Below are 21,944 nucleotides of genomic sequence, written 5' to 3' on the forward strand. Positions count from 1 at the left end.
AATTATTTTCTCGTTAATTTTGTCAGCGCTTGCTCTAAAACCGGGTCCAATGGCGCCTCTACCCGCAGGGTGGTTTCGGTCATCGGGTGAACAAAACTCAGGGTCTTGGCATGCAAAAATAAGCGGTTTAAACCAATTTCTTGCATCTGCGCAGTAAAAGCATTGTCACCGTATTTATCATCACAGGCGATGGGGTGCCCTGTACACGCCGTATGCACGCGAATTTGATGAGTGCGTCCGGTTACCGGAAAGGCTTCAACCAAGGTACCTTGCTGGTAGCGTTGCAAAATACGAAACCGGGTTTCTGAGGGCTTACCTTCCCTTTCGTCTACCCGTACTACCCGCTCACCAGATTGCAGCGTATTCTTTTTTAGCGGCTCGGTAACTTTACGTACCTTGTTGTCCCAATCACCCGCTACCAACGCCCAGTATTTTTTCTCTACCGTCTTGTTACGCAGTTGCTCGTGCAGATGGGTTAATACCGAACGCTTTTTTGCAATTAGCAAACAGCCAGACGTATCGCGGTCCAGCCGGTGCACTAATTCCAGGTGTTTTGCCAGTGGCCGCAAAGCCCGCAGCGCTTCGATAACGCCGAACTGTAAACCACTACCACCGTGCACGGCCATACCAGAAGGTTTATTAAGCACAATCAAATCGTTATCTTCAAATAAAATATGTTGTTCAAGATTTTTTACCATTGATAACTTTACTGATACTGGCTCGCCCTCTGCCGCCACCGTTAACGGCGGTATGCGTACCACGTCATCTTGCTGCAGTTTATATTCGGGTTTGATGCGTTTTTTGTTCACTCGCACCTCTCCCTTTCTTAAAACCCGATAAATAACACTTTTTGGTACGCCTTTGAGCCGTGCTAATAAGAAATTGTCTATGCGCTGACCAATAAAATCAGGTTCTATTTCAATTAATTGCACAGGTAACTTGATTTCATCGCTCATGGGTTTTGAATACTCTGCTAATATTAGATTTCAGTTGCTATCGGCTACGCATTAGTGGGATAATCCCCCCGCTAATTATGCCAAAAACTGGCAATTAGGGCGCTCAAAGTGACGTAAGAGAATTTGTGCGGCAGCGCTTGGGGGAGTGATCATACCGAAATCGTGGTGAAAACCAACGTTTTTTATACCCCCGACGTAAACCAAACGCCATTTGTCTGAGATAATGTTGCGTAATCTATTATCAACAATGACAAAACATGAATTCCGGTCAACCAGAGCATAAAAAATATTGCTATAACGCAGCGCCGCAAGGCGGTGTGTTTCAGATCCAAAACGAAAACAGCATAAACTGCAAAGCCATCACAAAAGCTGCTGCAGCGACAATTTGGTTTCTTCAGACATTCCAGTCGTGAGACTGCATTTATTAGTGTTTGATAACGTCTGAACACGCAGGTGCCCATAGGGCTGCGTTGTGGCTGCAAAATGCGAGTCACTAACGATGAAAAGAATGTTAATTAACGCCACGCAGGAAGAAGAAATCCGCGTAGCACTGGTCGATGGCCAGAAGTTGTACGACCTGGATATTGAAAGTCCGGGCCATGAACAGAAGAAAGCCAATATTTACAAAGGTAAAATAACCCGGGTTGAACCCAGCTTAGAGGCCGCTTTTGTTGATTACGGCGCTGACCGTCACGGCTTTTTACCTTTAAAAGAAATTTCCCGCGATTACTTCCCCTCTGGTTACAGCTTCGATGGTCGTCCAAATATTAAAGAAGTGGTAAAAGAAGGCCAGGAAGTTATTATCCAAATTGATAAAGAAGAACGTGGCCAAAAAGGCGCTGCGTTAACCACCTTTATCAGCCTGGCAGGTTCATACTTAGTTTTAATGCCAAATAACCCGCGTGCCGGTGGCATTTCCCGCCGCATTGAAGGCGACGAGCGTCAGGAATTAAAAGATTCTTTAGGTCAGTTAGAAATGCCGGATGGCATGGGCTTAATCGTGCGCACTGCCGGTGTCGGAAAGTCTTATGAAGAGCTGGATTACGACTTAAAAGCGCTATTAAAACACTGGGCGGCTATTACAGAAGAGGCACAAAAACGCCCTTCACCGTTTTTAATCCATCAAGAAAGTAATGTTGTTTTCCGCGCTATTCGCGATTACCTGCGCCGCGATGTTGGTGAAATTCTGATCGACAACCCGCGCATTTTCGAAGAAGCCAAAGTATATATTCAACAATTCCGCCCAGATTTCGCCCATCGCGTTAAGCTGTATCAGGGCGAAGTGCCGCTGTTTATGCACTTCCAGATTGAAACCCAGATTGAATCGGCGTTTCGCCGCGAAGTGCGCTTGCCTTCAGGCGGCTCTATCGTCATCGATAGCACTGAAGCATTAACCGCTGTTGACATCAACTCTTCAAAAGCCACCAAAGGCGGTGATATTGAAGAAACCGCGTTTAACACTAACTTAGAAGCGGCTGATGAAATTGCCCGTCAACTGCGTTTGCGTGACCTGGGTGGCTTAATCGTTATCGACTTTATTGACATGACGCCAGTACGGCATCAGCGCGAAGTGGAAAACCGTTTAAAAGATGCCGTTAAACACGACCGTGCCCGGGTGCAAATTGGTCGCATCTCACGTTTTGGCTTGCTGGAAATGTCGCGTCAACGCCTGCGGCCATCGCTGGGTGAATCGGCAACGCATGTGTGCCCTCGCTGTCACGGCCGCGGTACCATTCGCAGCACCGAGTCGTCTGCGCTGTCTATCCTGCGTTTAATTGAAGAAGAGTCAATTAAAGATAACACCAGTCAAATTCATGCGCAGGTACCGGTATCAGTTGCTACCTATCTGATGAATGAAAAACGTGAAGCGATACGCCGTATCGAAAAACGTCATGGGATCAGAGTATTTGTTATTCCAAATGAACACCTGGAAACGCCTAATCACGAGGTGATCCGCATCCGCATTGACGAAGAAATAGATGACGTTAGTTACAACATGGTAAAAGCGCCGGAAGCGACTACCACCTTGTATCAACCCGCATCAGATGCGGTAAAAGAAAAACCAGCTATTTCTGCTATAAACATTGCCGATGCCACAGCACCACGTCCAGCGGCTAAAGCAGTTGAATCAGCACCTGTCGAGTCAACTGGCGGTTTGTTTAAAGCTATAAGCAACTGGTTTGGTAAAGTATTTGCACCGGCCGAACAGCAGACTGAAGCGAAGCCTGTAGCTAAAACCACTGAACGTACAGGCCAGCGTCACAGCAGTCGTGATAATGGTCGGGATACAAATCGCGATAACAGCCGCGATAGTAACCGTGATGCAAACCGCGATAACAATCGTCGCCGCAACAAACCACGTCGTCGTAATGAAGGCGAAGAAAGAGGCGCGACAAGCCCCACTGTGAAAGACGATGTTGGGCAGAACAGAACGGAACGCCAACCGCGCCCGGCGCAAGAACCGCGTTCGCCACGGCCGCCACAAGAAAGCAGAAAACCGCTGGATAAACCCGTAGCAGCACCCGTTGTGCGAGAGCATGATGACGAAGACAGCGCGCCACAACGTGTTGCTGAGCGTCGTCAGCGCCGTAATGTGCGTAAATCAGTAAGGATGGAAAAAGCTGAGGCAGCCGTAGTGACAACTTCAGTAGTAACTGCTCCAGTAGTTACTGCACCTGAAAGTGTTTCTAGTGTACAAACCGCAATTCCGGCAGAGCCTGTTGTAGCAAAGGCACTAACCGCTGAGCAGGCTGATATCGCAACCACCGATACTGCAGCTGTTACTGTGGCACCAACCAGTGCAGTACAAGCTGAAGTAGCCGCTGAAACAGTTGTTGATACAACAAGTACTACTGCGGTTAAAGAAGATGTTGCAACGGATGAAGCGTCAGAGCCGCGCAGCCGTAATCGGCGCTCCCCACGCCACTTACGTGCAGCCGGTCAAAAACGTAAAAAAGATCAAGAGCAAACAGAAGCCGCTATCGATGCTCCAGATGAAACCATCACTGTCGGAGCAGCAGACGTGGTTAGCGAACCACAGGCAGCACCAAGTAGTTTAACTATAGAAGTAGACAGTGCGAATGCAGAAACAAACAATACTGCTGTTGAAGACAACAATGCTGGTGTTGAAGACAGTAAAGTTGACGCGGCTGTGGCAACAGATGCAGTTGATACTGACACGAATGCAGAGAAACCAAAACCGCGCAGCCGACGCAAACCTGCAGCCAAAAAAGTTGACAAGGCTGCGATAGAGCCATCCGTTTCAGCTGCGACCGAATCGGAAGTAACAGCAACTGAAACAGTTGTTGTAGCAGAGCCTGTAGCACCGGCTAAGGTTGAAGTGGTTGCACCAAAAGCCGACACTGCTGCGCCAGTTGTTGCTGCTAACGTAGCAAAGCCAGCAACTAAAGCTGCAGGAAGTCGCTATGCTCAGATGGTCGTTGCGACAATGACAAAGCCTGATACCGTAGAGAGTAATGACACAGCAAGCCCCGCGCCCGAAGCGGCTGCACCGGCTGCGGTTAGACCTGCAGTTGCCAGCTCTGATCGTCCTGCGGGTTCCGCTTTTGCGCGTCAGTCTGTTACAGCCCCCATGACAAAGCCTAAGTCAGATGAGTAATCTGGCTTAACCGCACAGTATTGCGCGGTAAAAAAAGGGCGCTTAAAGGCGCCCTTTTTCTTTATCTGCTACTGCCATGCCATCAGCTGGTGTTATGTTGTACCACTAATCAATAAGCAGTTGCGTACTCAGGTTTAGCCTTTTTCTTCCCGGACAAAAGCAATATCAGCAAAACCCATACGGGCAAACTCTTGTTGACGGTAATTTTTCACCGCTGCACCACGTTTAGCTGTCATCGCCACTTGTTGCTCCATCGCCAGAAAGCGGGTTAAATCGATACCTTCTGCGGCGGCAACAGCCTCATACATATCTCGATACTTGTCGTAACTGAAATTAATCACTTTTTGCTGCTTATTGAAGGTGTAACTAATTTGTCTGGCCATTTGCCACTCCAGGTTTAGCTGAGTTGCGCACCGGCTTACACAACATACAGGATAAAAGTAACAGTAATGAGCCTGCGCTGAGGCTGAGTAAATTTTCGTCGCGGTTCCACAGCACAAGATTGACGACTAAACCTGCCGGGATAAGCATATTGTTCATCACCGCCAGCATACCACTGCTAACCATTGTTGCGCCTTTATTCCACCAGAAATAGCCACCACCTGAGGCAATCAAGCCTAACCACAATAATACCCCCCAGTGCAGAGCGGTTTGTGGATATTGTGCCTTGCCAAGCAATATCCAGGCAGGTAGCGCAACCAAAGCGGCACCGATATAAAACCAACCAAATAACTGGTACTGCGGCACGGCAATCGTCTGGCGCGCCATAAGTACTTTATAGCCAACCTGGCCCAGTGCGAAACACAAATTGGCGCCCTGTACTACAGCAAAACCTAACCAGTAGTCCGTGCTTAATTCTTCATAGCGCATAATGGCAGCTGCCAATACAGCAACTAACGCAGCGAGCATGTAGCGGTACTGAAAACGTCGTTGTAACAGGTCGTACAGCACGGTGATGTACACTGGTGTAAAAATAGTAAAAACAAGTACTTCAGGCACGGTAAGTAACAAAAATGACTGATAGTAAAATAGATACATCAGCCCTAGTTGCACTGCACCTAACGCCAACAGCTTACCGATCAGCGCCATAGGTTGCGGCCGCAAAAATGGCAAAAACACCAGCAGCGCCAATAACACCCGCAGCAACACCGCAAAGTAAGCATCAACCTGGCCAGCAAGATAAACACCAATCAAGCTAAAAGAGAACGCCCAAAGCAGGGTGACGCCAATTAGATATTGCAATCAGCGCCGTCCTGCTGTGCCGGTAACTGTTTAATTAGCGGTGCAGCATATAGCTTATTTAGCAGGGGTATCGCTGCAGTGGGTAACTGCTGCAAGCGCTGTTGCCACAGCTCAGCAACCGCTTCATCGACGCAATGGCTTTGCTGGCCAGCCGCCAGGTAGTTTACCGGATAGAGTCGGTATTGCTGCCAAATGTGTTGATCAATCAAGGCCGCCAATTTCTCTGGCTCGGCTGGTATGTCTGTTAAAGGAGGAGCAAATGCCACATGCACCCGGCCTTTATAACCAACAATACCTTTAATAATAGTGTCGATGTCCTCAAACTCGCTTTTTTGATACGAACCCTGGGTTTGCTTTTGCCACAATTCGTTAATTTTATCGATGTCGCAAGGATCGTATTCATAGGATAGACACACTGGCACAATATTTAAACCTGCCATATAGCTGGCAAAATCTTCACCACGTTTTTTGCCTTCCATAAAAAACATTTTCAGAATTGCCGGATCAGTCTGGTCATTACCATCTTTAGCACGGCCTTCTTTTTGCGCTATCCAGATTGAATGTTGCTCAGACAAAGAGTGCTTAATGTAACCCGATAACTGAGAAAAGTTTTTTAGCATTTCGCGCGGCCCTTTAGCACCGCGCTTAACAATAAAACTTTTATTCAACTTCATTAATTCGGTCGCGCAAGGCTTGCGCAGCAGGTTATCGCCAATCGCAATACGCACGGTATCAAAGCCATGATGGTGCAAACACCAATTAACCAATGCCGGATCCATGGCAATATCGCGGTGATTCGACACAAATAAATAGGCTTTACCCGGCGCTAAGTGCTCAAGCCCCGACATGGTGATGTTGTCTGTGGTGCTGTCTATCATCCGGTCCATAAAACCGGCAACCTGTTTTTGTACTGCCAACACCGTATTGAGCTTGGCCAGGCGACGTTTCAGGGCTAATTTTACCAACGGCGCTAACATCCAGCCCAAACGGCCAGACAGTTGCGCGAAGCGATGATGCAAAATCGCTTTAATAAATTCATCATCAGCAATCAGACGAGCAATTGCCGGGGCCACTTCGTTATCGTTATAAGGCCGGATATCGGCGTAAATATCTTGGTCTGACACAAAAATCACTATGTAGGCTTATTTAGAGAGCTGACTATTTTACTGAGTTAACAAAATTTCACCAGCCCCTTAGCAAGTTAAGCCCACATTACCGCTATAGCGGCTAGGACAATTAACGCCAAGCCCCAACGATCAGTATTTTGTAGTTTTTCTTTAAACACAAAAGCAGAAATCAGCAACATAAACAGCACCTCGACCTGGCCCAAGGTTTTTACTAACGCTACCGACTCCAGGCTCATCGCGGTAAACCAACCAATTGAACCAAAACAGCTGCATACACTAACCAACAATGTCAATTTTGGCCGCCGCCACAATGCTGTTAACGTCGGTTTATCTTTCAGGCTTAACCACAACAGCAAGATAGCGGTTTGCAGCAGTATCACCAGCAGCAATACCCAGGCCGCGCCATGCGGAAACGGCAAACCCAGTTCCAAACTTGCCTGGCGCACCCACAAGGATGTCAGTGCGAACGCCAAGCCGCTGCCCAGCCCCAGCAACATCACCGGCACTGACATCTGACGTAAACTGGCACCACTGAGTAAAAACACCGCGCAACCACCTAAGCCTACACCTACCCAGCCCAGTGCAGACAAAGACTCACTAAAAAACGCTACCCCCATCACCGCAGCAAGCACTGCTTCGCTTTTAGCCAGCCCTGCGCCAATAGCGTAGTTTCTCAATTTAAACAGCTTTACCATCAATGCCGTGGCCAGTATTTGCGCCAATGCTGCGGCAACAATAAAACCGCCAAAGCCGAAGCTAAATTCCGGAAGATGCGCCGGTTGCCAATGGTTCAAGCCCAGCAAGTACAAGGCGGCCAGCGGCGATGCCCAGATAAATCGCGCCAGCGTGACTCCGGCCACACCGACATCTTTGCTTAATTTTTTTTGAAACGCATTACGCCAGGCCTGCATAAATGCAGCCAGCAAGGTAAACGGGATCCACAGCACAGCACTGCACCTTAAAGACGTCAAGATGGCTATATTAACAAGGTCGAAAAAATTTAGATAGCGGGCCAACACGATAGCCGCTATTCAACTGACTGATATATAAAACCAAGGGATTGGCGAAAATAGCGACAGTCAACCAATGCAGCATTGCATTCTGATGGATTATCATTATGATACGCCCTACGTCGGTACGTAGCGCAGCTTGGTAGCGCACTTCGCTGGGGGTGAAGGGGTCGGAGGTTCGAATCCTCTCGTACCGACCATTAAATTCCTCAAAACAAAGCCCCGCTTATGCGGGGCTTTGTTGTTTCTGCAGGACATATTTAGCCTTATTGGCTTACTAACTGCCTCATCTGCGCTTGTAATTGCCCGCCACTCGGGTTAGAACGAGGACTACATGGTTCAGGAGGCGCTCATGCCATATCAAAAAGTTTTCGTATTAGTGTTAATACTGCTGTCATTCACCACAGTTGCTGCAGAAAAACTTAATGCAACGGCAGCTGTCGCGTCTCCCGATCAATATGGTGCCACGACAGCAGAGCAGATCTTACGCCAGGGTGGCAACGCGGTTGACGCCGCAGTGGCAATGGCCTTTACCTTGGCGGTAACTTACCCGGAAGCCGGAAATATAGGTGGCGGCGGCTTTATGACACTGTGGTTTGACGGCAAAGCCTACTTTTTAGATTATCGTGAAACAGCACCTGCCGCTGCACACCGCGATATGTATTTAGACGCAGAAAAACAAGTTATTGAAAATTTGAGTTTAATTGGCCATCAAGCCAGCGGTGTACCCGGCACTGTGATGGGGCTATGGCAAGTGCATCAGCGCTTTGGCCGTTTACCCTGGGCTGAGTTGGTAAAACCGGCCATACACTATGCACAAAGCGGCTTTACGGTAGCCGAGAACCAATATCAGTATCGCGCGGACTTACTCAGCCAACTGCAAGGTAAAACAAACTTTGCTGATTACTTTGGCGCGATGCAAGCTGGCAAAAACTTTCGCCAACCAGAGCTAGCCAATACGCTTAGCCGTATTGCCGAACATGGCCCGACTGATTTTTATCAGGGTGAAACGGCTAAGCTGCTAGTGGCACAAATGCAGCGCGGTGGCGGCTTGATAAGCATGGCGGATTTAGCGAGTTACAAAGCCGGTTGGCGTGAACCGGTAATAACACCCTGGCACGATTTTCAGCTGGTAACGACTGCCCCACCCAGCTCTGGTGGCATCGCCCTTAGCCAGTTGCTAAGCCTAAAACAACGACGCGCGGCGGATTTTGTCGATGTAGCGCTAAACAGTGCTCAATATGTACATTTAATGGCTGAGATAGCCAAACGGGTTTACGCCGATCGCGCCGATTACCTCGGCGATCCCGATTTTACTAACGTACCGCAACAACAGCTACTGGATAGCGCTTACTTAGATAAACGGGCGGCTGAAATAAACAACAAAGCCATTTCAGCCACTTCCGCAGTAAAACCCGGATTGGAGGGATACCACACTACACATTTTTCCGTGCTGGATAAGCATGGCAACGCGGTATCAAACACTTATACGCTGAATCTGGATTTTGGCAGCGGCGTGGTAGTAGAAGGTGCCGGTTTTCTGCTGAACAACGAGATGGATGATTTCTCTGCCAAGGCTGGAGTACCAAATGCCTTTGGTGTGGTGGGCAGCGATGCTAACGCTATTGCGCCAGGCAAACGTATGCTGTCATCCATGGCGCCCAGCTTGTTGGTAAAAGATGATAAAGTAGAGTTGGTTATCGGAACGCCGGGTGGTTCAACTATCTTTACCTCTATTTTTCAGGTGATGACCAATCTTTATGATTATGGTATGCCGCTATCAGAGGCAGTCGCGGCACCGCGTTTTCACCATCAGTTATTGCCCCAAGATCAGATCACCATGGAGCCCTATGCTCCGCTGGCGGCAAACGTGCAGACCGAGCTTACGACACGTGGCTATAACCTGGTTACGCAAAGCTGGAATCTCGGAGATATTCAGGCGATACAAAGTACTAACAGTACAGTGACGGCCGTAGCGGATCCGCGCTCACGCGGCGTAGCAAAAGTATTTAGCTATTAGTGCGTAGTAATAGGATTGATTATGCCGGCTGTTAAATTAACACTGTATTTGGTTTTAGCCATATTTTGTGCTGCCGTGCGCACCGATGTCCTGCTTACTAATGGCAGCCAGAATATTGCTCAGCTGGTTACATTGCGTTTTTGTTATGAAGATAAACAGCTATTGCCCTATTATGCAGGCAATGCCCAGCAGATCCCCGATATGCCGGGTGCGACCATAGAGCATCTGCGCCTGGCAGCAACAACAGTGGGTATAACGCTGCAACTTGTGCGATTACCCTGGTTGCGCTGCTTGCAGCAGCTCGAGGACAATAGTGTCGACGCGCTGGTCGCAGCGTATGACCAAGACCGGGAGCATTATACGTTATACCCAAAGCGTCAGGATGGCAGCCCTGACCCAGCTAAAGCAATTAATCAGCTTGGGCTATGTCTGGCGCACCGCTACGACAATTCACTACCTGACAATATTAACCATCAAACCAACAAAATTACTGTATCCCGACCATTAGGCTATAAGCCCATTCCGTTTCCGCACAACACTCTGCTGGTTGCAGCAAACTCGCCACAACATGCTTTGGAACTGGTTGTATCTGGTAGAGTGGATGCGACAACCGTCCTATGTGAATTAAACGGCATCAAAGCAAAAGAGCAGCATTTGGACCAACTCCCGGTGCTATTACTCTACCCTGCATTGCATAAAAGTGATGGTTACTTGATGCTGAGCAAGGATTTTTATCGACGCTATCCCAAACTGTCAGAGCAACTTTGGCAATCGCTGCCGGAAACATTGAACAAACAACGCTACCTGCATTATATGACACTATCTTTAGACTAACGACTTTCTGGTTTTTTATGCTCTTTGTGCAATAACCAATAAGTAACGCCCAGCGCAAGCACAGTAAAGGCGATAGCGAAAATATAATCCGGGGTCATTTTTTCAACATCCAACACGATGACTTTTCTGGCTATTGCCATTAAGGCAGTTGCCACCACTAATTTTACCGGGAAATCGTTAGATTCCAGATATAAACGGATATTGATAAAAATCTCTATGGCAATCAAAACCGCCATAAAAGCACCGAAAGTGTAAAATATGTCGTTTATATTAAGTAAAAACATAGGCGGCGTAATCAGCCGTTGGTATAGCACATAAAGTACATCGCCAATTCCCCAGATAATTACCGCTACCATCAGCACAGCTAATACCCGCACACATTGTCGGATCACGGTGTGCAGGTGTTTAATTAACGGATCTATGTGCTCCTCCGGTAACTCCTTGTGTTGTCCGTTGTTAGCATCAGTCACTACTGCCTCATCATATTCGTCTTGCTGCTACAGATAACAGCCTGTACTAAAGCCTTATTGTAGCAAGGGTAATAATTTGTCATGGTATACAACAGTATTATCTTTCTCAGGAATTGTCATGCGCCCATCTATGCTAGTTTGTCTGTCGGCTACAATGCTCAGCCTGCCAGTTTATACCGCAGAGCTACCCTCACTTGAGCTTCAAGCCAATATCACCCTGTCCGGCTTATCCAGCGGCGCTTATATGGCAGCACAATATCATCTGGCTTTTGCAGAGCACGTCGATGGAGTTGCCTTGTTAGCAGCAGGTCCGGTATATTGTGCGCAAAATAGCCTGGGTCTGGCATTGGAACATTGCTTTAACAAAGTGACCAGCGCACCTGATATGGCCAATATTAATCAGTATATTAAAACACAGCAAAATAGCGGCATGTTGGCTTCATTGGACGCACTGGCAGATGACAAAGTGTGGATATTCCATGGCACAAAAGACAATACAGTCTATCCTGGGCTGGCGGTAACGCTGCATCAGCAGTACCAGCAATGGCTTAAACCGACCAATATCGCCCTGATAAATTACAAAGCTTTTGGCCATACGTTTCCTACTGACCGCACAGATCTAGGCAACTGTGAAGTGTCGGCAGCGCCATTTTTGGCAAGTTGTGATTATGACGCCGCCGGTGAGCTGCTGCGCCATCTTCTGGCAGCGCTGCACCCCAAAAGCAGCGTGCCTTCAGGCACACTACTGGCAATCGATCAGCACAAGTTAGCCGCTGCAGCAACAGAAACGCTGGCGCAAACCGGCTATTTATATGTGCCACAAAGCTGTGCAGAGGGCCAAAGCTGCCGTTTACATGTCAGCTTTCACGGATGTAAACAGAATGCCGCCAGCATAGGTGATGCTTTTGTTACTGGTACTGGCTTGAATAATTATGCCGACACTAACCGGCTCGTGGTGCTATATCCGCAAACCACAGCCAGCAATATCAATCCGTTTAACCCCAACGCATGCTGGGATTGGTGGGGTTACACCGGGGCAGACTACGCCAATAAAGCCGGATTGCAGCTACAGGCGGTGCATCAATTAGTGCAAGCTCTACAGCGTTAACGGTTTATACCCTTCATGCCTGGCGGTAAAAGTTGATCAACGCCGCCCAAGCGCTTGGCTATGGACATAATACGCTGATGATGTTTTTCCAGCGCGGCTGTATCGTCATTGGTTAAACAACTACTCAGAGTTTGATAATACTGTTGGCCTTGTGTAATGCTGTTTTCGGTATTTTTCCGCTGTTGCGCCGGCAAAAACATCAGCGCTTGACGTGACACTTCCAGCATTGGTTGTAATTGGTTAAGCACAGGCCAGCTGAGCTTGGCACTGAGTTCAACAAACTGCACCGGTGTAAAACCGTGTTGGCTGACCAGCTGTTCAATCTTGCTTTGGTACCTGCTGTCTTGCTCTTGTGCACTAATTTCACGGTAGTGCCGCGGCCAGTCGCAATGTTGCTGTAGCTTAAACTGCTGGTTTTGCGGTCGCTGCTCCAACTGCTGCAGCTTGGGTAGCATCGCTTCAAACTGATCCAAATTTGCATCGGTAAGCAGGGTTGCTGCCATTGCAGGTAATACCAACGCACTGAGCAATATCGCCAAACCAAAACTATGTCGCGTAATCATACTATCTCCGGGAGCTATACTGGCCCATCATATGAACAAACCGTGGCTTAATGCGCGCTGAAGTGGTTCAGCCAAACAATAATACCGCTATGCCCAGTGTCAAAATAATCAGGGTGGCAATTACCAACTTGCGCGCCAGCGCACGGCCACCCAATGCATACACTAAACCACATTTTACCAGGGTATTACTCAGCGCCGCCACGGTAACAGCACCGGCGGCGACACTTAACGCCGCAGCTGACTGCCCGGCATATTGCGCCATCGATAAGGTAATGGCATCCACATCTGTCATGCCCGCTACTGCCGCTAACAAATATAAGCCCTCTGCTGCAGCGTATTGCTCATTTAACTTTACCAGAAACAGTATTACAGCAAACAAAGCGCCGAATTTGATAGCCGCTACCAAACTAAAGGGGTTGGTTACTTTTACTGTACTTTGTTGTGGCGCCTGATAGCGCCGGCTGCCATGCCAGTAATACAGTGCTGCCATTATTGCTGTAGCACCAGCCATGGCGCTAAACGGCAACAATAGATGCACCAGCAGTGGTTGATAGACAATACTGATGGTAACCAGCACACGGATAAACATCACCAACCAGGCCAGCAACACGCCACAAGCCTGATGGTCAGCTGCCAGCGGATCACTCTCTATTTTGCTGCTGCGGGCGAAGCTTAAGGTCACCGCGGTAGAAGATGCCAGACCGCCGCTAATACCGGTAACCACTGCACCATGTGCGGCTCCCAACCAACGCACCGCAACATAACCCAGCAGCGACATACTCGAAATTAAGATCACCAGTAACCAGAGCTTATACGGATTAAGCGCTTGCCAGGGGTCAATAGTCTCGTTTGGCAGCAGCGGCAATATAATAAAACTGGCGATAAGCAACTTAAGCCCGGCGTATAAATCATCGGTATCAATTTTACTTACCAGGCCGTGCAACGGTTGTTTAAAAGTCAAAATGGCCGAAGTTAGAATGCCCAGCATTACGGCCAATTCAGCATAACCAAACATAGTAGCACCACCGAGCAAACATACCGTAATGGCGCTGATTTCACTGGTTAAGCCCAGCGCTGTCGGGTTATGCCGGTTTTCCAGGATATAGGCTGTCAGCACGGCTATCGCTACCACTAACACGGTAACAACAAACAGCCAGGGCGATTGCAGATGAATAGACAACCAGGCCGATACAGCACCGGCCTGCGCAAACAAGATGTAGGTTCTCAGGCCACCAAAGCTGTTCGGATGCTCGTCCCTCCGGTGTTTTTCCCGTTCAATACCCACCAGTGCGCCTAATAACAGTGCAATTAAAAAACTCTGCACCATATCAAAATCAAACTCAGACATTTTTTGCGTTAACTCAGTTAGTTATCTGTATTTTTCACAGCATAGCGTAGTTTCCGCTATGACGGCAGCGAGCTGAGGCTTAAATAGTAAAATTGAGTGCAACAGCACTTCGCGTTACACTCGTCGCCTTTGTATTGCAAGTGAGTTGAGTCATGGCACTTAAAGCCACCGTATTTAAAGTACAGCTGCAAATTGCCGACATGGACCGGCATTATTATCAGGACCACAGCCTAACGCTGGCGCAGCATCCGTCAGAAAACGACGAGCGCATGATGGTGCGTTTGTTAGCCTTTGCTATAAATGCCAGCGACACCCTGGCTTTTACCAAAGGGTTAAGTGCTGAAGACGATGAACCGGAGCTTTGGGACAAAACCCTGAGCGGCGAAATAAATTTGTGGGTGGAATTTGGCCAAAGCGATGAAAAATGGCTGCGCAAAGCCGCCGGCCGCGCCAAGCAGGTACAACTGTTTTGCTATGGCGGGCGCAGCGTGCCGGTATGGTGGAAGAATAACCAGCAAGCGCTGCAGCGTTACCAAAACCTCAGCGTGTTAGACATAGATGAGGCTGCCGTAGCACAAATGGCCAAACTGGTAAGCCGCAATATGAACTTGCAGTGCAATATCAGCGAAAGCCAGATATGGCTGTCCGACGCTGAGCAAAGTGTCTTAATCGAGCCGGTAATACTCAAAACGGCACAATAACGCGATTAACCCAGCCGCGGATCGCTGTCAGCTACCATTGGCTTGGTTTTATTTTCCAAGCAAAATGCCAATAGCGCCGGGTAATCATCCAACTGCATCAAATCGCGGAATAAGGTCCAATCGACCAGACTATAAAGTGCCATAGCAATATAGTCCCAGTTGGCAAACTCAGCATTGGCGGCTTGTCGTTCTAATACATACAAAGATGTGGCTACCCGCTCGCGCTGCAAATTAAAAAACAGTTTATCGTCATTGGTATCAAAGCCGCTGCGGCTGCATTGCAGTAACATGACCAAGGAGTCACTTACTGCATTAATCAGCGTTAGCTGATTTTCCTTATACCAGCTAAGGGGTGCTATACCCAACTGCGGTGCCAAATAACGATATATCACGCCGGAGTCGAAAATAACCCGGCCTTTATCGTCCAGCATAGGAATACGCAGCGTTGGATTCAGCGACGCCAGGGTTTCCCTGTCAGGGCCGGCAAAAATATTCAGGTTAATAAATTCGTGTGCCGTTGCCGCCAATAACAAGCGAATGCGCCTGACATAGGGTGAGGTTTGTGAACCATACAGTTTCATATTTACTCCTTAACGGGCGCAGTAGCAGCGCGTAATGAACTCAGACTAAACCCGGTTACCAGCATGGTACCGCTAATAACAATGGCGGCCCCGGCAAGTGTATGCCAACCGATAACTTCAGCTAAAAACAAGTGGCCCCACAACACACCAAACACCGGAATTAAAAACGTTACCGTCAGGGTTGGTGTTGCGCCCAAATCCTGCACCAGACGAAAATACAACATATAAGCCACACCGGTGCACACTACTCCCAGTGCCAGCATAGCGTACAGGCTCTGCGCGGCAGGTTGTGCTACCGGCAATGGTATAAACCATAATAATGGCAATAACCACAGAGTGGCGCCCCACATATTGCCATGGGCATTGGTAAACGCCGGTACCGGTTTAGCCAACCGCGTATACCAGGTAGCAATGCCGTAACAACAGGCGGCACCCGCTGCCGCAGCTATTGCAGGTAAAGCACTGCTATCGACGGCGGTGTCAAAACCAACCAAAATCGCCACACCACAGATCCCCAGCAATAAGCCGCAGGTGATCTTCAGCGACATGGTCTGGCGAAAAAACAGCCAGCCTATTAAAGCGCCCCATAAAGGTGCTGTGGCATTGAGCACTGCCAGCAATGACGCCGTAAGCGTTTGCGCTGCATAAGCAAACAATAAAAATGGCAAGGCAGTATTAAAAAAACTTAGCAGCATAAAATGCCCGGCATAGCCGCGAATGGGCAAACTACGTTTAAACGCTACGGCAACCAATGCCAGAAACAGCGCCGCCATCAAGACGCGGCCAAACATTAGCCAAGCCGGGCCAAGTTCAGGCACGGCAATACGCATAAACAGGAAAGATGCCCCCCAGATAGCGGCCAGACTGAATAAACGAGTAATACTGCCAGCCGTCAAGGCGCTGCTCCTTAGATTAAAATCGATGTTGAACAAAATACCGTAAAAAGCAGCAACTATTTAACAGGCTGATATTGCCAAGCTATGCAGCTTTATTGCATAATCATCCCGCTTCATTTTTGCTTTATAGCTTTTGACCCACGCTTTGCGTGGGTTTTTTAATTTTACAGCACGTTAACGCAGTTCAGCCTTTATCATCATGGCTAATACGGCTGGCAACGGCACCGGTTTGCTGTTGGTATTTCGCATCCAGCCGCTTGTTGTAAGGTCTATCTGCCGGGCCAGTCATCAACTCAAAATTCAGTGCACCAATTTTCATCTGCGGCCGAAGCGCTAGCGGCAACTTACCACTGTTATAAAACTCCAGCACAATATTACCCGACCAACCCGGATCAATGCGGTGCGCAGTAACATGCACCATCAGGCCCAAACGCGCTAACGACGAGCGCCCGTCCAACCAACCGACGATATCATCCGGTAAGGTTACCGATTCCAGCGTCATCGCCAGTGCCAGCTCGCCCGGGTGCAAAATAAACTTGTCGCCATCAGCAATGTAAATCTCGTCGCTCATAACACTGTTCAGCGCTTTGTCTACTTCGCCGCGCGGGCCGCTTAAATCAATATAAGCAGCAGTATGCGCCACAAAGACGCGAAACTTATTACCCAAACGAATATCGACACTGACACCGCTTATCATGTCGGCATCGGGCAGCGGTGTAATGCTAATTTTACCTTCGGCTAAATAGCGTTCTATATCGCGGTCACACAGTCTCATCTTAATCGTCCGTTATTATAATTTCAGGTTGGCTTAGTTGCTGCGCAGCGGCTTGCCAATGCAATGCCAGCATTAATTGCCGGCTGATTGTACGGTAAATTTGTGCCACTGGCTGCTGTTTCAGTACCGCCGGCACCCCGGCATCGGCTTGCTCGCGGATATGCTTTTGCAGCGGTAATTGCCCCAGCACCGGCACCTGGTAACGCTCTGCCAGCAGCACGCCGCCCTCGGTGCCAAAAATATCATCCCGCGTACCGCAGTGGCTGCACTGATAAAAACTCATATTTTCAATCAGGCCAAGTAGCGGAATATTCACCTGACGAAACATACTGATGGCTTTTTCTGCATCCGACAGCGCCACGTCCTGCGGCGTAGTCACCACCACAGCACCGGTTACCGGCAGCTTTTGCGCCATAGTCAGCTGAATATCACCGGTGCCCGGTGGCATATCAACAATCAGATAATCCAGCTCTGGCCACAGGGTTTCGTTCAGCAGTTGCAGCAATGCCTGGCTGGCCATCGGGCCTCGCCACACGGAGGCTTGCTGTGGGTCGACCAGAAAGCCGATAGACTGCAAATACACACCATGGGCAAATTTAGGCTGCATCAGTTTATTATCCGGCGAGCTGATTTTCTCGCCGTTAAGCCCGAGCATAGTGGGAATTGACGGGCCATAGATATCAGCGTCTAACAAGCCGACTTTGGCGCCTTCCAGTGCCAGTGCTGCCGCCAGATTAACGGCCGTGGTAGATTTGCCAACCCCGCCCTTACCGGACGCAACTAGGATAATCTGCTTAATTTGTTTAAATACCGGCGCCGTAGTCAACTGATAATCTAAAGCCAGCTTATAGCTAAAACCGGCATCGGCCAGTGCTTGCTGCAACGGCTCCGCTATAGACAACAGCGGCAGTTTTAAACGGATGCTCAGGCTGTTTTTGTTAAGGCTCACACTATCGAGCAACACGGCTAATGGCGCGCCGCTGTCAGGCAGTTGCCAATGTTGCAGCAGCTGCTGCGCCGCCTCGGGTAAAGCTTCGGTTTTGGCAGATTTAAACCAGTTAAACATCAGTAAGTTCCAAATTCGGGCTTTCATACGTTTTTTTAGCAGATCCGTGCCGTGGCGGGTGCGGATCGATGGCGGCTAGTGTATCATTTAGTGAAATTTTTTCAGTTATTTATGCAAAAGAGCACCGCTTAATGTCGACACGCAAAATACTTGTTACTAGCGCTTTACCCTATGCCAACGGCCCTATTCATTTAGGCCACTTATTGGAATACATTCAAACCGATATCTGGGCCAGGTTTCAAAAAGGGCGCGGCCATGAATGTTATTACGTTTGCGCCGACGATGCGCACGGCACGCCTATTATGCTTAAAGCGCAGGAACAAGGCATTACGCCAGAGCAAATGATTGCCAAAACCAATATTGAACACCAGGCTGACTTTGCCGGTTTCGGCATTGGCTTTGACAATTATCACTCGACCCACAGTGAAGAAAATCGCGAATTTGCCAGCCAGATATACAACAAACTCAACGATGGCGGCTATATCAAGCGCAAAACCATCAGCCAGCTGTTCGATCCGGAAAAACAGATGTTTCTGCCCGATCGCTTTGTTAAAGGTGACTGTCCTAAATGTGGTGCCCTCGATCAAAACGGCGACAGCTGCGATGTCTGCGGTGCTACTTACAGCCCGACCGAAGTAAAAAATGCCCGCTCTGTGGTATCCGGCGCTACCCCGGTGTTAAAAGACTCTGAGCATTATTTCTTTGACTTGCCTGCCTTTAGCCAGATGTTACAAGACTGGACACGCAGCGGCAGCTTGCAGGATGAAATGGCCAATAAGCTGCAAGAATGGTTTAAAGACGGCCTGCAAATGTGGGATATCAGCCGTGATGCGCCCTACTTTGGCTTTGAAATACCGGGCGCGCCAGGTAAATTCTTCTACGTCTGGTTAGATGCGCCTATCGGCTATCTGGCAAGCTTTAAAAACCTGTGCGATAAAACCGGTATCGACTTTGACAGCTTCTGGCAGCTGGATTCCGCTGCCGAGGTGTATCACTTTATCGGTAAAGATATTATTTATTTTCACAGCCTGTTTTGGCCGGCCATGCTGCACGGTGCCGGTATGCGCAAACCCAATGCCATTTTCGCCCACGGTTTTGTTACGGTAAACGGCGCCAAGATGTCCAAGTCACGCGGCACCTTTATTAAAGCCCGCACTTACCTGGATCATTTAAACCCGGAATACCTGCGTTATTACTTTGCTTCTAAGCTAAGCAGCAGCATTATTGACCTGGACTTAAACCTGGATGATTTCAGCCAAAAAGTTAATGCCGACTTAGTTGGTAAAGTGGTGAATATTGCCAGCCGCTGTGCCAGCTTTATAACCAAGCGCTATGACAGCAAATTATCGGCTACGGTGGCTGAACCTGCACTGTTGGCAGAATTTACCGCCATGGGCGAAACTATTGCAGACAGCTTTGAGAAGCGCGAGTTTGCCCGTGCTATCCGCGATATTATGGCGCTGGCCGATAAAGCCAACCAGTACATTGACGCTAAAGCGCCCTGGGTGCTGGTAAAAGATGATGCCAAGCAGCAAGAGGCACATGATGTCTGCTCAATGGGCATCAATCTGTTTCGGGTATTAATGCATTATTTAAAACCGGTATTACCGCTAATGGCAGCAGAAACCGAAGCGTTTTTAAATAGCGAACTGAACTGGCAAAATTATCAGCAGCCGTTAACCAGCCATGCCATTAACCCGTTTAAAGCGCTGATGCAACGGGTTGACCCGGTAAAAGTGGCGGCAATGCTGGATGCCTCAAAAGACAACCTGCAGCCACAAACAGCGGCGCCGGTTAAAGCAGATAAAGCCAAAAAGGCCGTCAGTACAGAGCGCGAGCCAATCAGCGATACCATCAGCATTGATGATTTTGCCAAGATTGACTTGCGCGTAGCCAAAATTATCAAAGCCAGCGCGGTAGAAGGCGCCGATAAACTGGTGCAACTACAACTGGATATTGGTGGCGGTGAAGTACGCCAGGTATTCGCCGGTATTAAATCGGCTTACAGCCCAGAGCAGCTGGAAGGCCGTTTAACGGTAATGGTGGCGAACCTGGCACCGCGCAAAATGCGTTTTGGCTTATCAGAAGGTATGGTACTGGCAGCAGGCCCGGGCGGCAGCGATTTATTTATTTTGTCGCCGGATGAGGGCGCCCAGCCAGGTATGCGGGTGAAGTAACGCTTTCAGGCAGCGTTTGGCTGCCTGTATTTTTTAAGGCAACGGATGTCCAGTAAACACCCTTATCGCAGCTTTACTGCTTTATTTCTTACCACCTTGCTGATGCTGGTGGCACAGGGTTCGTTATCAACTTACCTTGGCTTATCGCTGGCGCAGCAAAATGTCGATTCAATCTGGATCGGCGCCTTGATGTCCTGTTATTACCTCGGGCTGGTACTGGGCTCTAAGCTGGGCCATAAAGTAATAGCACGGGTCGGTCATATCCGCGCCTTTGTCGCCAGCGCCGCTATTGTCAGTGCCTGCGCCATGACACACGTATTAACCTCGCAGTTAGAAGTGTGGCTAGTGATGCGGGTTATCGTCGGCATGGGCATGATGTGCCAGTATATGGTGCTGGAAAGCTGGCTGAACGAGCAAACGGAAAGCTCGCAGCGCGGCACGGTGTTTGCTTTTTATATGATCACCTCTTACCTTGGCATGATTGGCGGCCAGGCTATGCTGAGCCAATTTCCCGAGCTTGGCACGTCGCCGCTGCTAATCATCAGCATGTGTTACTCATTGTGCATAGTACCTATTGCGTTAACTAAACGTATTCACCCGGCACCGTTACAACCGGCGCCGCTGCAAATTATGGCGTTTTGGAAGCTGGTGCCGCAATCGCTTACCGCCGTCAGTGTCGCTGGTATGATGGCAGGCTCATTTTACGGCCTGGCGCCGGCGTATGCCGCCGCCAAAGGCATGAGCACGGAACAGGTTACCCTGTTTATGTCAGTGACTATATTCGCTGGCTTATTGGCACAATGGCCGATGGGTAAAATTTCTGACCGTATTCCACGTAGCCGTATTCTGCGCTTCAACGCGGCCGTGCTGACAATTCTTACCTTGTTAATTGCCCTGCTACCGCTAAGCGGTGCTCTGCTGTTAGTCGCGACCTTTTGTTATGGCGTGCTGGCCTTTACGCTGTATCCCATCGCGTCTGCATTTGCTAATCAAAACGTAGAGCAAAACGATCGGGTGGCGTTGTCGGCGACTATTCTGCTTACCTTTGGTTTAGGCGCTTGTTTTGGCCCATTGCTGGCGTCGGCATTAATGCAACTGATTGGCCCGGCTATGCTGTATGCCTTTATCAGTTGTTGTGCTTTTACGCTGTTTTTACGCTTGTTGCGGGTAAATTACACGCAAAAACAAGTACAACGTATGTTGGACGAGCAACAAAATGCCCAATTTAAAATGGGCTCCGGCGATTTGGTATCCTCACCTCTGGCGGCGGCACTTGACCCCCGTGTAGATGAAGAAACTGTGTTAACGCAGATGCGGGATGAAGAGTTTCAGGCAGCAAGACAGCAAGTGCCTGCCGGCTACGATGAAGATATTGAAATTGTGCCAGTGACTGACAGCTTTGATACTATTGCTGCAGAATTGGAACCTAAATCATTGGACGACAAATAGCT

General features: G+C 48.9%; 19 protein-coding genes and 1 tRNA gene. 8 read left to right on the forward strand and 12 right to left on the reverse strand.

Features of this window, described 5'->3' with window-relative positions; genetic code table 11:
- Positions 1–2: 2 nt before the first annotated feature.
- Entirely contained in the window at positions 3–956 is a 954-nt protein-coding gene (gene rluC, locus I4W93_RS19180) for a 23S rRNA pseudouridine(955/2504/2580) synthase RluC (protein ID WP_205313473.1), read from the reverse strand.
- 499 nt (positions 957–1,455) lie between these two features.
- On the opposite strand from rluC, the gene rne reads away from it, so the two are divergent.
- The gene (gene rne, locus I4W93_RS19185) at positions 1,456–4,575 is read left to right on the forward strand and encodes a ribonuclease E (protein WP_205313472.1); all 3,120 of its coding nucleotides are present in this window, start codon (positions 1,456–1,458) and stop codon (positions 4,573–4,575) included.
- 134 nt (positions 4,576–4,709) lie between these two features.
- On the opposite strand, the gene I4W93_RS19190 is transcribed toward rne, so the two are convergent.
- The 4 genes from I4W93_RS19190 to I4W93_RS19205 all read right to left on the reverse strand — a co-directional run bounded on the left by I4W93_RS19190 (position 4,710) and on the right by I4W93_RS19205 (position 7,891).
- Entirely contained in the window at positions 4,710–4,958 is a 249-nt protein-coding gene (locus tag I4W93_RS19190) for a DUF2960 domain-containing protein (RefSeq protein WP_205313471.1), read from the reverse strand.
- Positions 4,942–5,817 carry an EamA family transporter gene (locus I4W93_RS19195; protein WP_205313470.1) on the reverse strand — a complete coding sequence of 292 codons (876 nt, stop codon included), beginning with the start codon at positions 5,815–5,817 and terminating at the stop codon, positions 4,942–4,944. Before I4W93_RS19195 ends, I4W93_RS19190 begins: the two co-directional genes overlap by 17 nt.
- Positions 5,805–6,941 (reverse strand): 1-acyl-sn-glycerol-3-phosphate acyltransferase, encoded by a 1,137-nt coding sequence (locus I4W93_RS19200; RefSeq protein WP_224673574.1) that lies wholly within the window; start codon positions 6,939–6,941, stop codon positions 5,805–5,807. Before I4W93_RS19200 ends, I4W93_RS19195 begins: the two co-directional genes overlap by 13 nt.
- Before the next feature lie 77 nt (positions 6,942–7,018).
- A complete protein-coding gene (locus I4W93_RS19205; protein ID WP_205313469.1) occupies positions 7,019–7,891 on the reverse strand; it encodes an EamA family transporter in 873 nt (290 codons plus the stop codon).
- A gap of 186 nt (positions 7,892–8,077) precedes the next feature.
- Here I4W93_RS19205 and I4W93_RS19210 point away from each other — a divergent pair.
- The 3 genes from I4W93_RS19210 to I4W93_RS19220 all read left to right on the forward strand — a co-directional run bounded on the left by I4W93_RS19210 (position 8,078) and on the right by I4W93_RS19220 (position 10,808).
- Positions 8,078–8,154 (forward strand) — tRNA-Pro (locus I4W93_RS19210).
- A gap of 152 nt (positions 8,155–8,306) precedes the next feature.
- The gene (gene ggt / locus I4W93_RS19215) at positions 8,307–9,974 is read left to right on the forward strand and encodes a gamma-glutamyltransferase (protein WP_205313468.1); all 1,668 of its coding nucleotides are present in this window, start codon (positions 8,307–8,309) and stop codon (positions 9,972–9,974) included.
- Positions 9,975–9,995: 21 nt separating this feature from the next.
- Positions 9,996–10,808, forward strand: coding sequence for a type 2 periplasmic-binding domain-containing protein (locus I4W93_RS19220; protein WP_224673575.1), 813 nt, complete (start codon positions 9,996–9,998; stop codon positions 10,806–10,808).
- On the opposite strand, the gene I4W93_RS19225 is transcribed toward I4W93_RS19220, so the two are convergent.
- Positions 10,805–11,278: a phosphate-starvation-inducible PsiE family protein gene (locus tag I4W93_RS19225; protein WP_205313466.1), complete on the reverse strand. Its 474-nt coding sequence runs from the start codon at positions 11,276–11,278 to the stop codon at positions 10,805–10,807. The genes I4W93_RS19220 and I4W93_RS19225 overlap by 4 nt on opposite strands.
- A 118-nt stretch (positions 11,279–11,396) precedes the next feature.
- Here I4W93_RS19225 and I4W93_RS19230 point away from each other — a divergent pair, with 118 nt between their 5' ends.
- Positions 11,397–12,386 carry an extracellular catalytic domain type 2 short-chain-length polyhydroxyalkanoate depolymerase gene (locus tag I4W93_RS19230; RefSeq protein ID WP_205313465.1) on the forward strand — a complete coding sequence of 330 codons (990 nt, stop codon included), beginning with the start codon at positions 11,397–11,399 and terminating at the stop codon, positions 12,384–12,386.
- On the opposite strand, the gene I4W93_RS19235 is transcribed toward I4W93_RS19230, so the two are convergent.
- Together I4W93_RS19235 and I4W93_RS19240 are read right to left on the reverse strand one after the other, a co-directional pair.
- Positions 12,383–12,949, reverse strand: coding sequence for a hypothetical protein (locus I4W93_RS19235; protein WP_205313464.1), 567 nt, complete (start codon positions 12,947–12,949; stop codon positions 12,383–12,385). The genes I4W93_RS19230 and I4W93_RS19235 overlap by 4 nt on opposite strands.
- Positions 12,950–13,016: 67 nt before the next feature.
- Positions 13,017–14,297: an MgtC/SapB family protein gene (locus I4W93_RS19240; RefSeq protein ID WP_205313463.1), complete on the reverse strand. Its 1,281-nt coding sequence runs from the start codon at positions 14,295–14,297 to the stop codon at positions 13,017–13,019.
- 152 nt (positions 14,298–14,449) lie between these two features.
- Between I4W93_RS19240 and I4W93_RS19245 the strand changes: the two genes are divergently transcribed.
- The gene (locus I4W93_RS19245) at positions 14,450–14,998 is read left to right on the forward strand and encodes a YaeQ family protein (protein ID WP_205313462.1); all 549 of its coding nucleotides are present in this window, start codon (positions 14,450–14,452) and stop codon (positions 14,996–14,998) included.
- A gap of 5 nt (positions 14,999–15,003) precedes the next feature.
- On the opposite strand, the gene I4W93_RS19250 is transcribed toward I4W93_RS19245, so the two are convergent.
- From I4W93_RS19250 to apbC, 4 genes are all read right to left on the reverse strand, one after another.
- Positions 15,004–15,579 (reverse strand): glutathione S-transferase family protein, encoded by a 576-nt coding sequence (locus tag I4W93_RS19250; RefSeq protein WP_205313461.1) that lies wholly within the window; start codon positions 15,577–15,579, stop codon positions 15,004–15,006.
- 2 nt (positions 15,580–15,581) lie between these two features.
- Positions 15,582–16,475 carry a DMT family transporter gene (locus tag I4W93_RS19255; RefSeq protein WP_205313460.1) on the reverse strand — a complete coding sequence of 298 codons (894 nt, stop codon included), beginning with the start codon at positions 16,473–16,475 and terminating at the stop codon, positions 15,582–15,584.
- Positions 16,476–16,659: 184 nt separating this feature from the next.
- Entirely contained in the window at positions 16,660–17,250 is a 591-nt protein-coding gene (gene dcd, locus I4W93_RS19260) for a dCTP deaminase (RefSeq protein WP_205313459.1), read from the reverse strand.
- A gap of 1 nt (position 17,251) precedes the next feature.
- On the reverse strand, positions 17,252–18,316 hold the full coding sequence (gene apbC / locus I4W93_RS19265) for an iron-sulfur cluster carrier protein ApbC (protein WP_205313458.1): 1,065 nt from the start codon (positions 18,314–18,316) through the stop codon (positions 17,252–17,254).
- Positions 18,317–18,447: 131 nt separating this feature from the next.
- Here apbC and metG point away from each other — a divergent pair, with 131 nt between their 5' ends.
- A complete protein-coding gene (gene metG, locus I4W93_RS19270) occupies positions 18,448–20,493 on the forward strand; it encodes a methionine--tRNA ligase (protein ID WP_205313494.1) in 2,046 nt (681 codons plus the stop codon).
- A 45-nt stretch (positions 20,494–20,538) separates the two neighbouring features.
- Positions 20,539–21,942, forward strand: a complete 1,404-nt coding sequence (locus tag I4W93_RS19275) for an MFS transporter (RefSeq protein WP_224673576.1) — start codon at positions 20,539–20,541, stop codon at positions 21,940–21,942.
- The last annotated feature ends 2 nt before the right edge of the window (positions 21,943–21,944 follow it).

This window comes from Rheinheimera maricola, assembly GCF_016918075.2.
In the GTDB taxonomy this organism is placed as follows: domain Bacteria; phylum Pseudomonadota; class Gammaproteobacteria; order Enterobacterales; family Alteromonadaceae; genus Alishewanella; species Alishewanella maricola_A.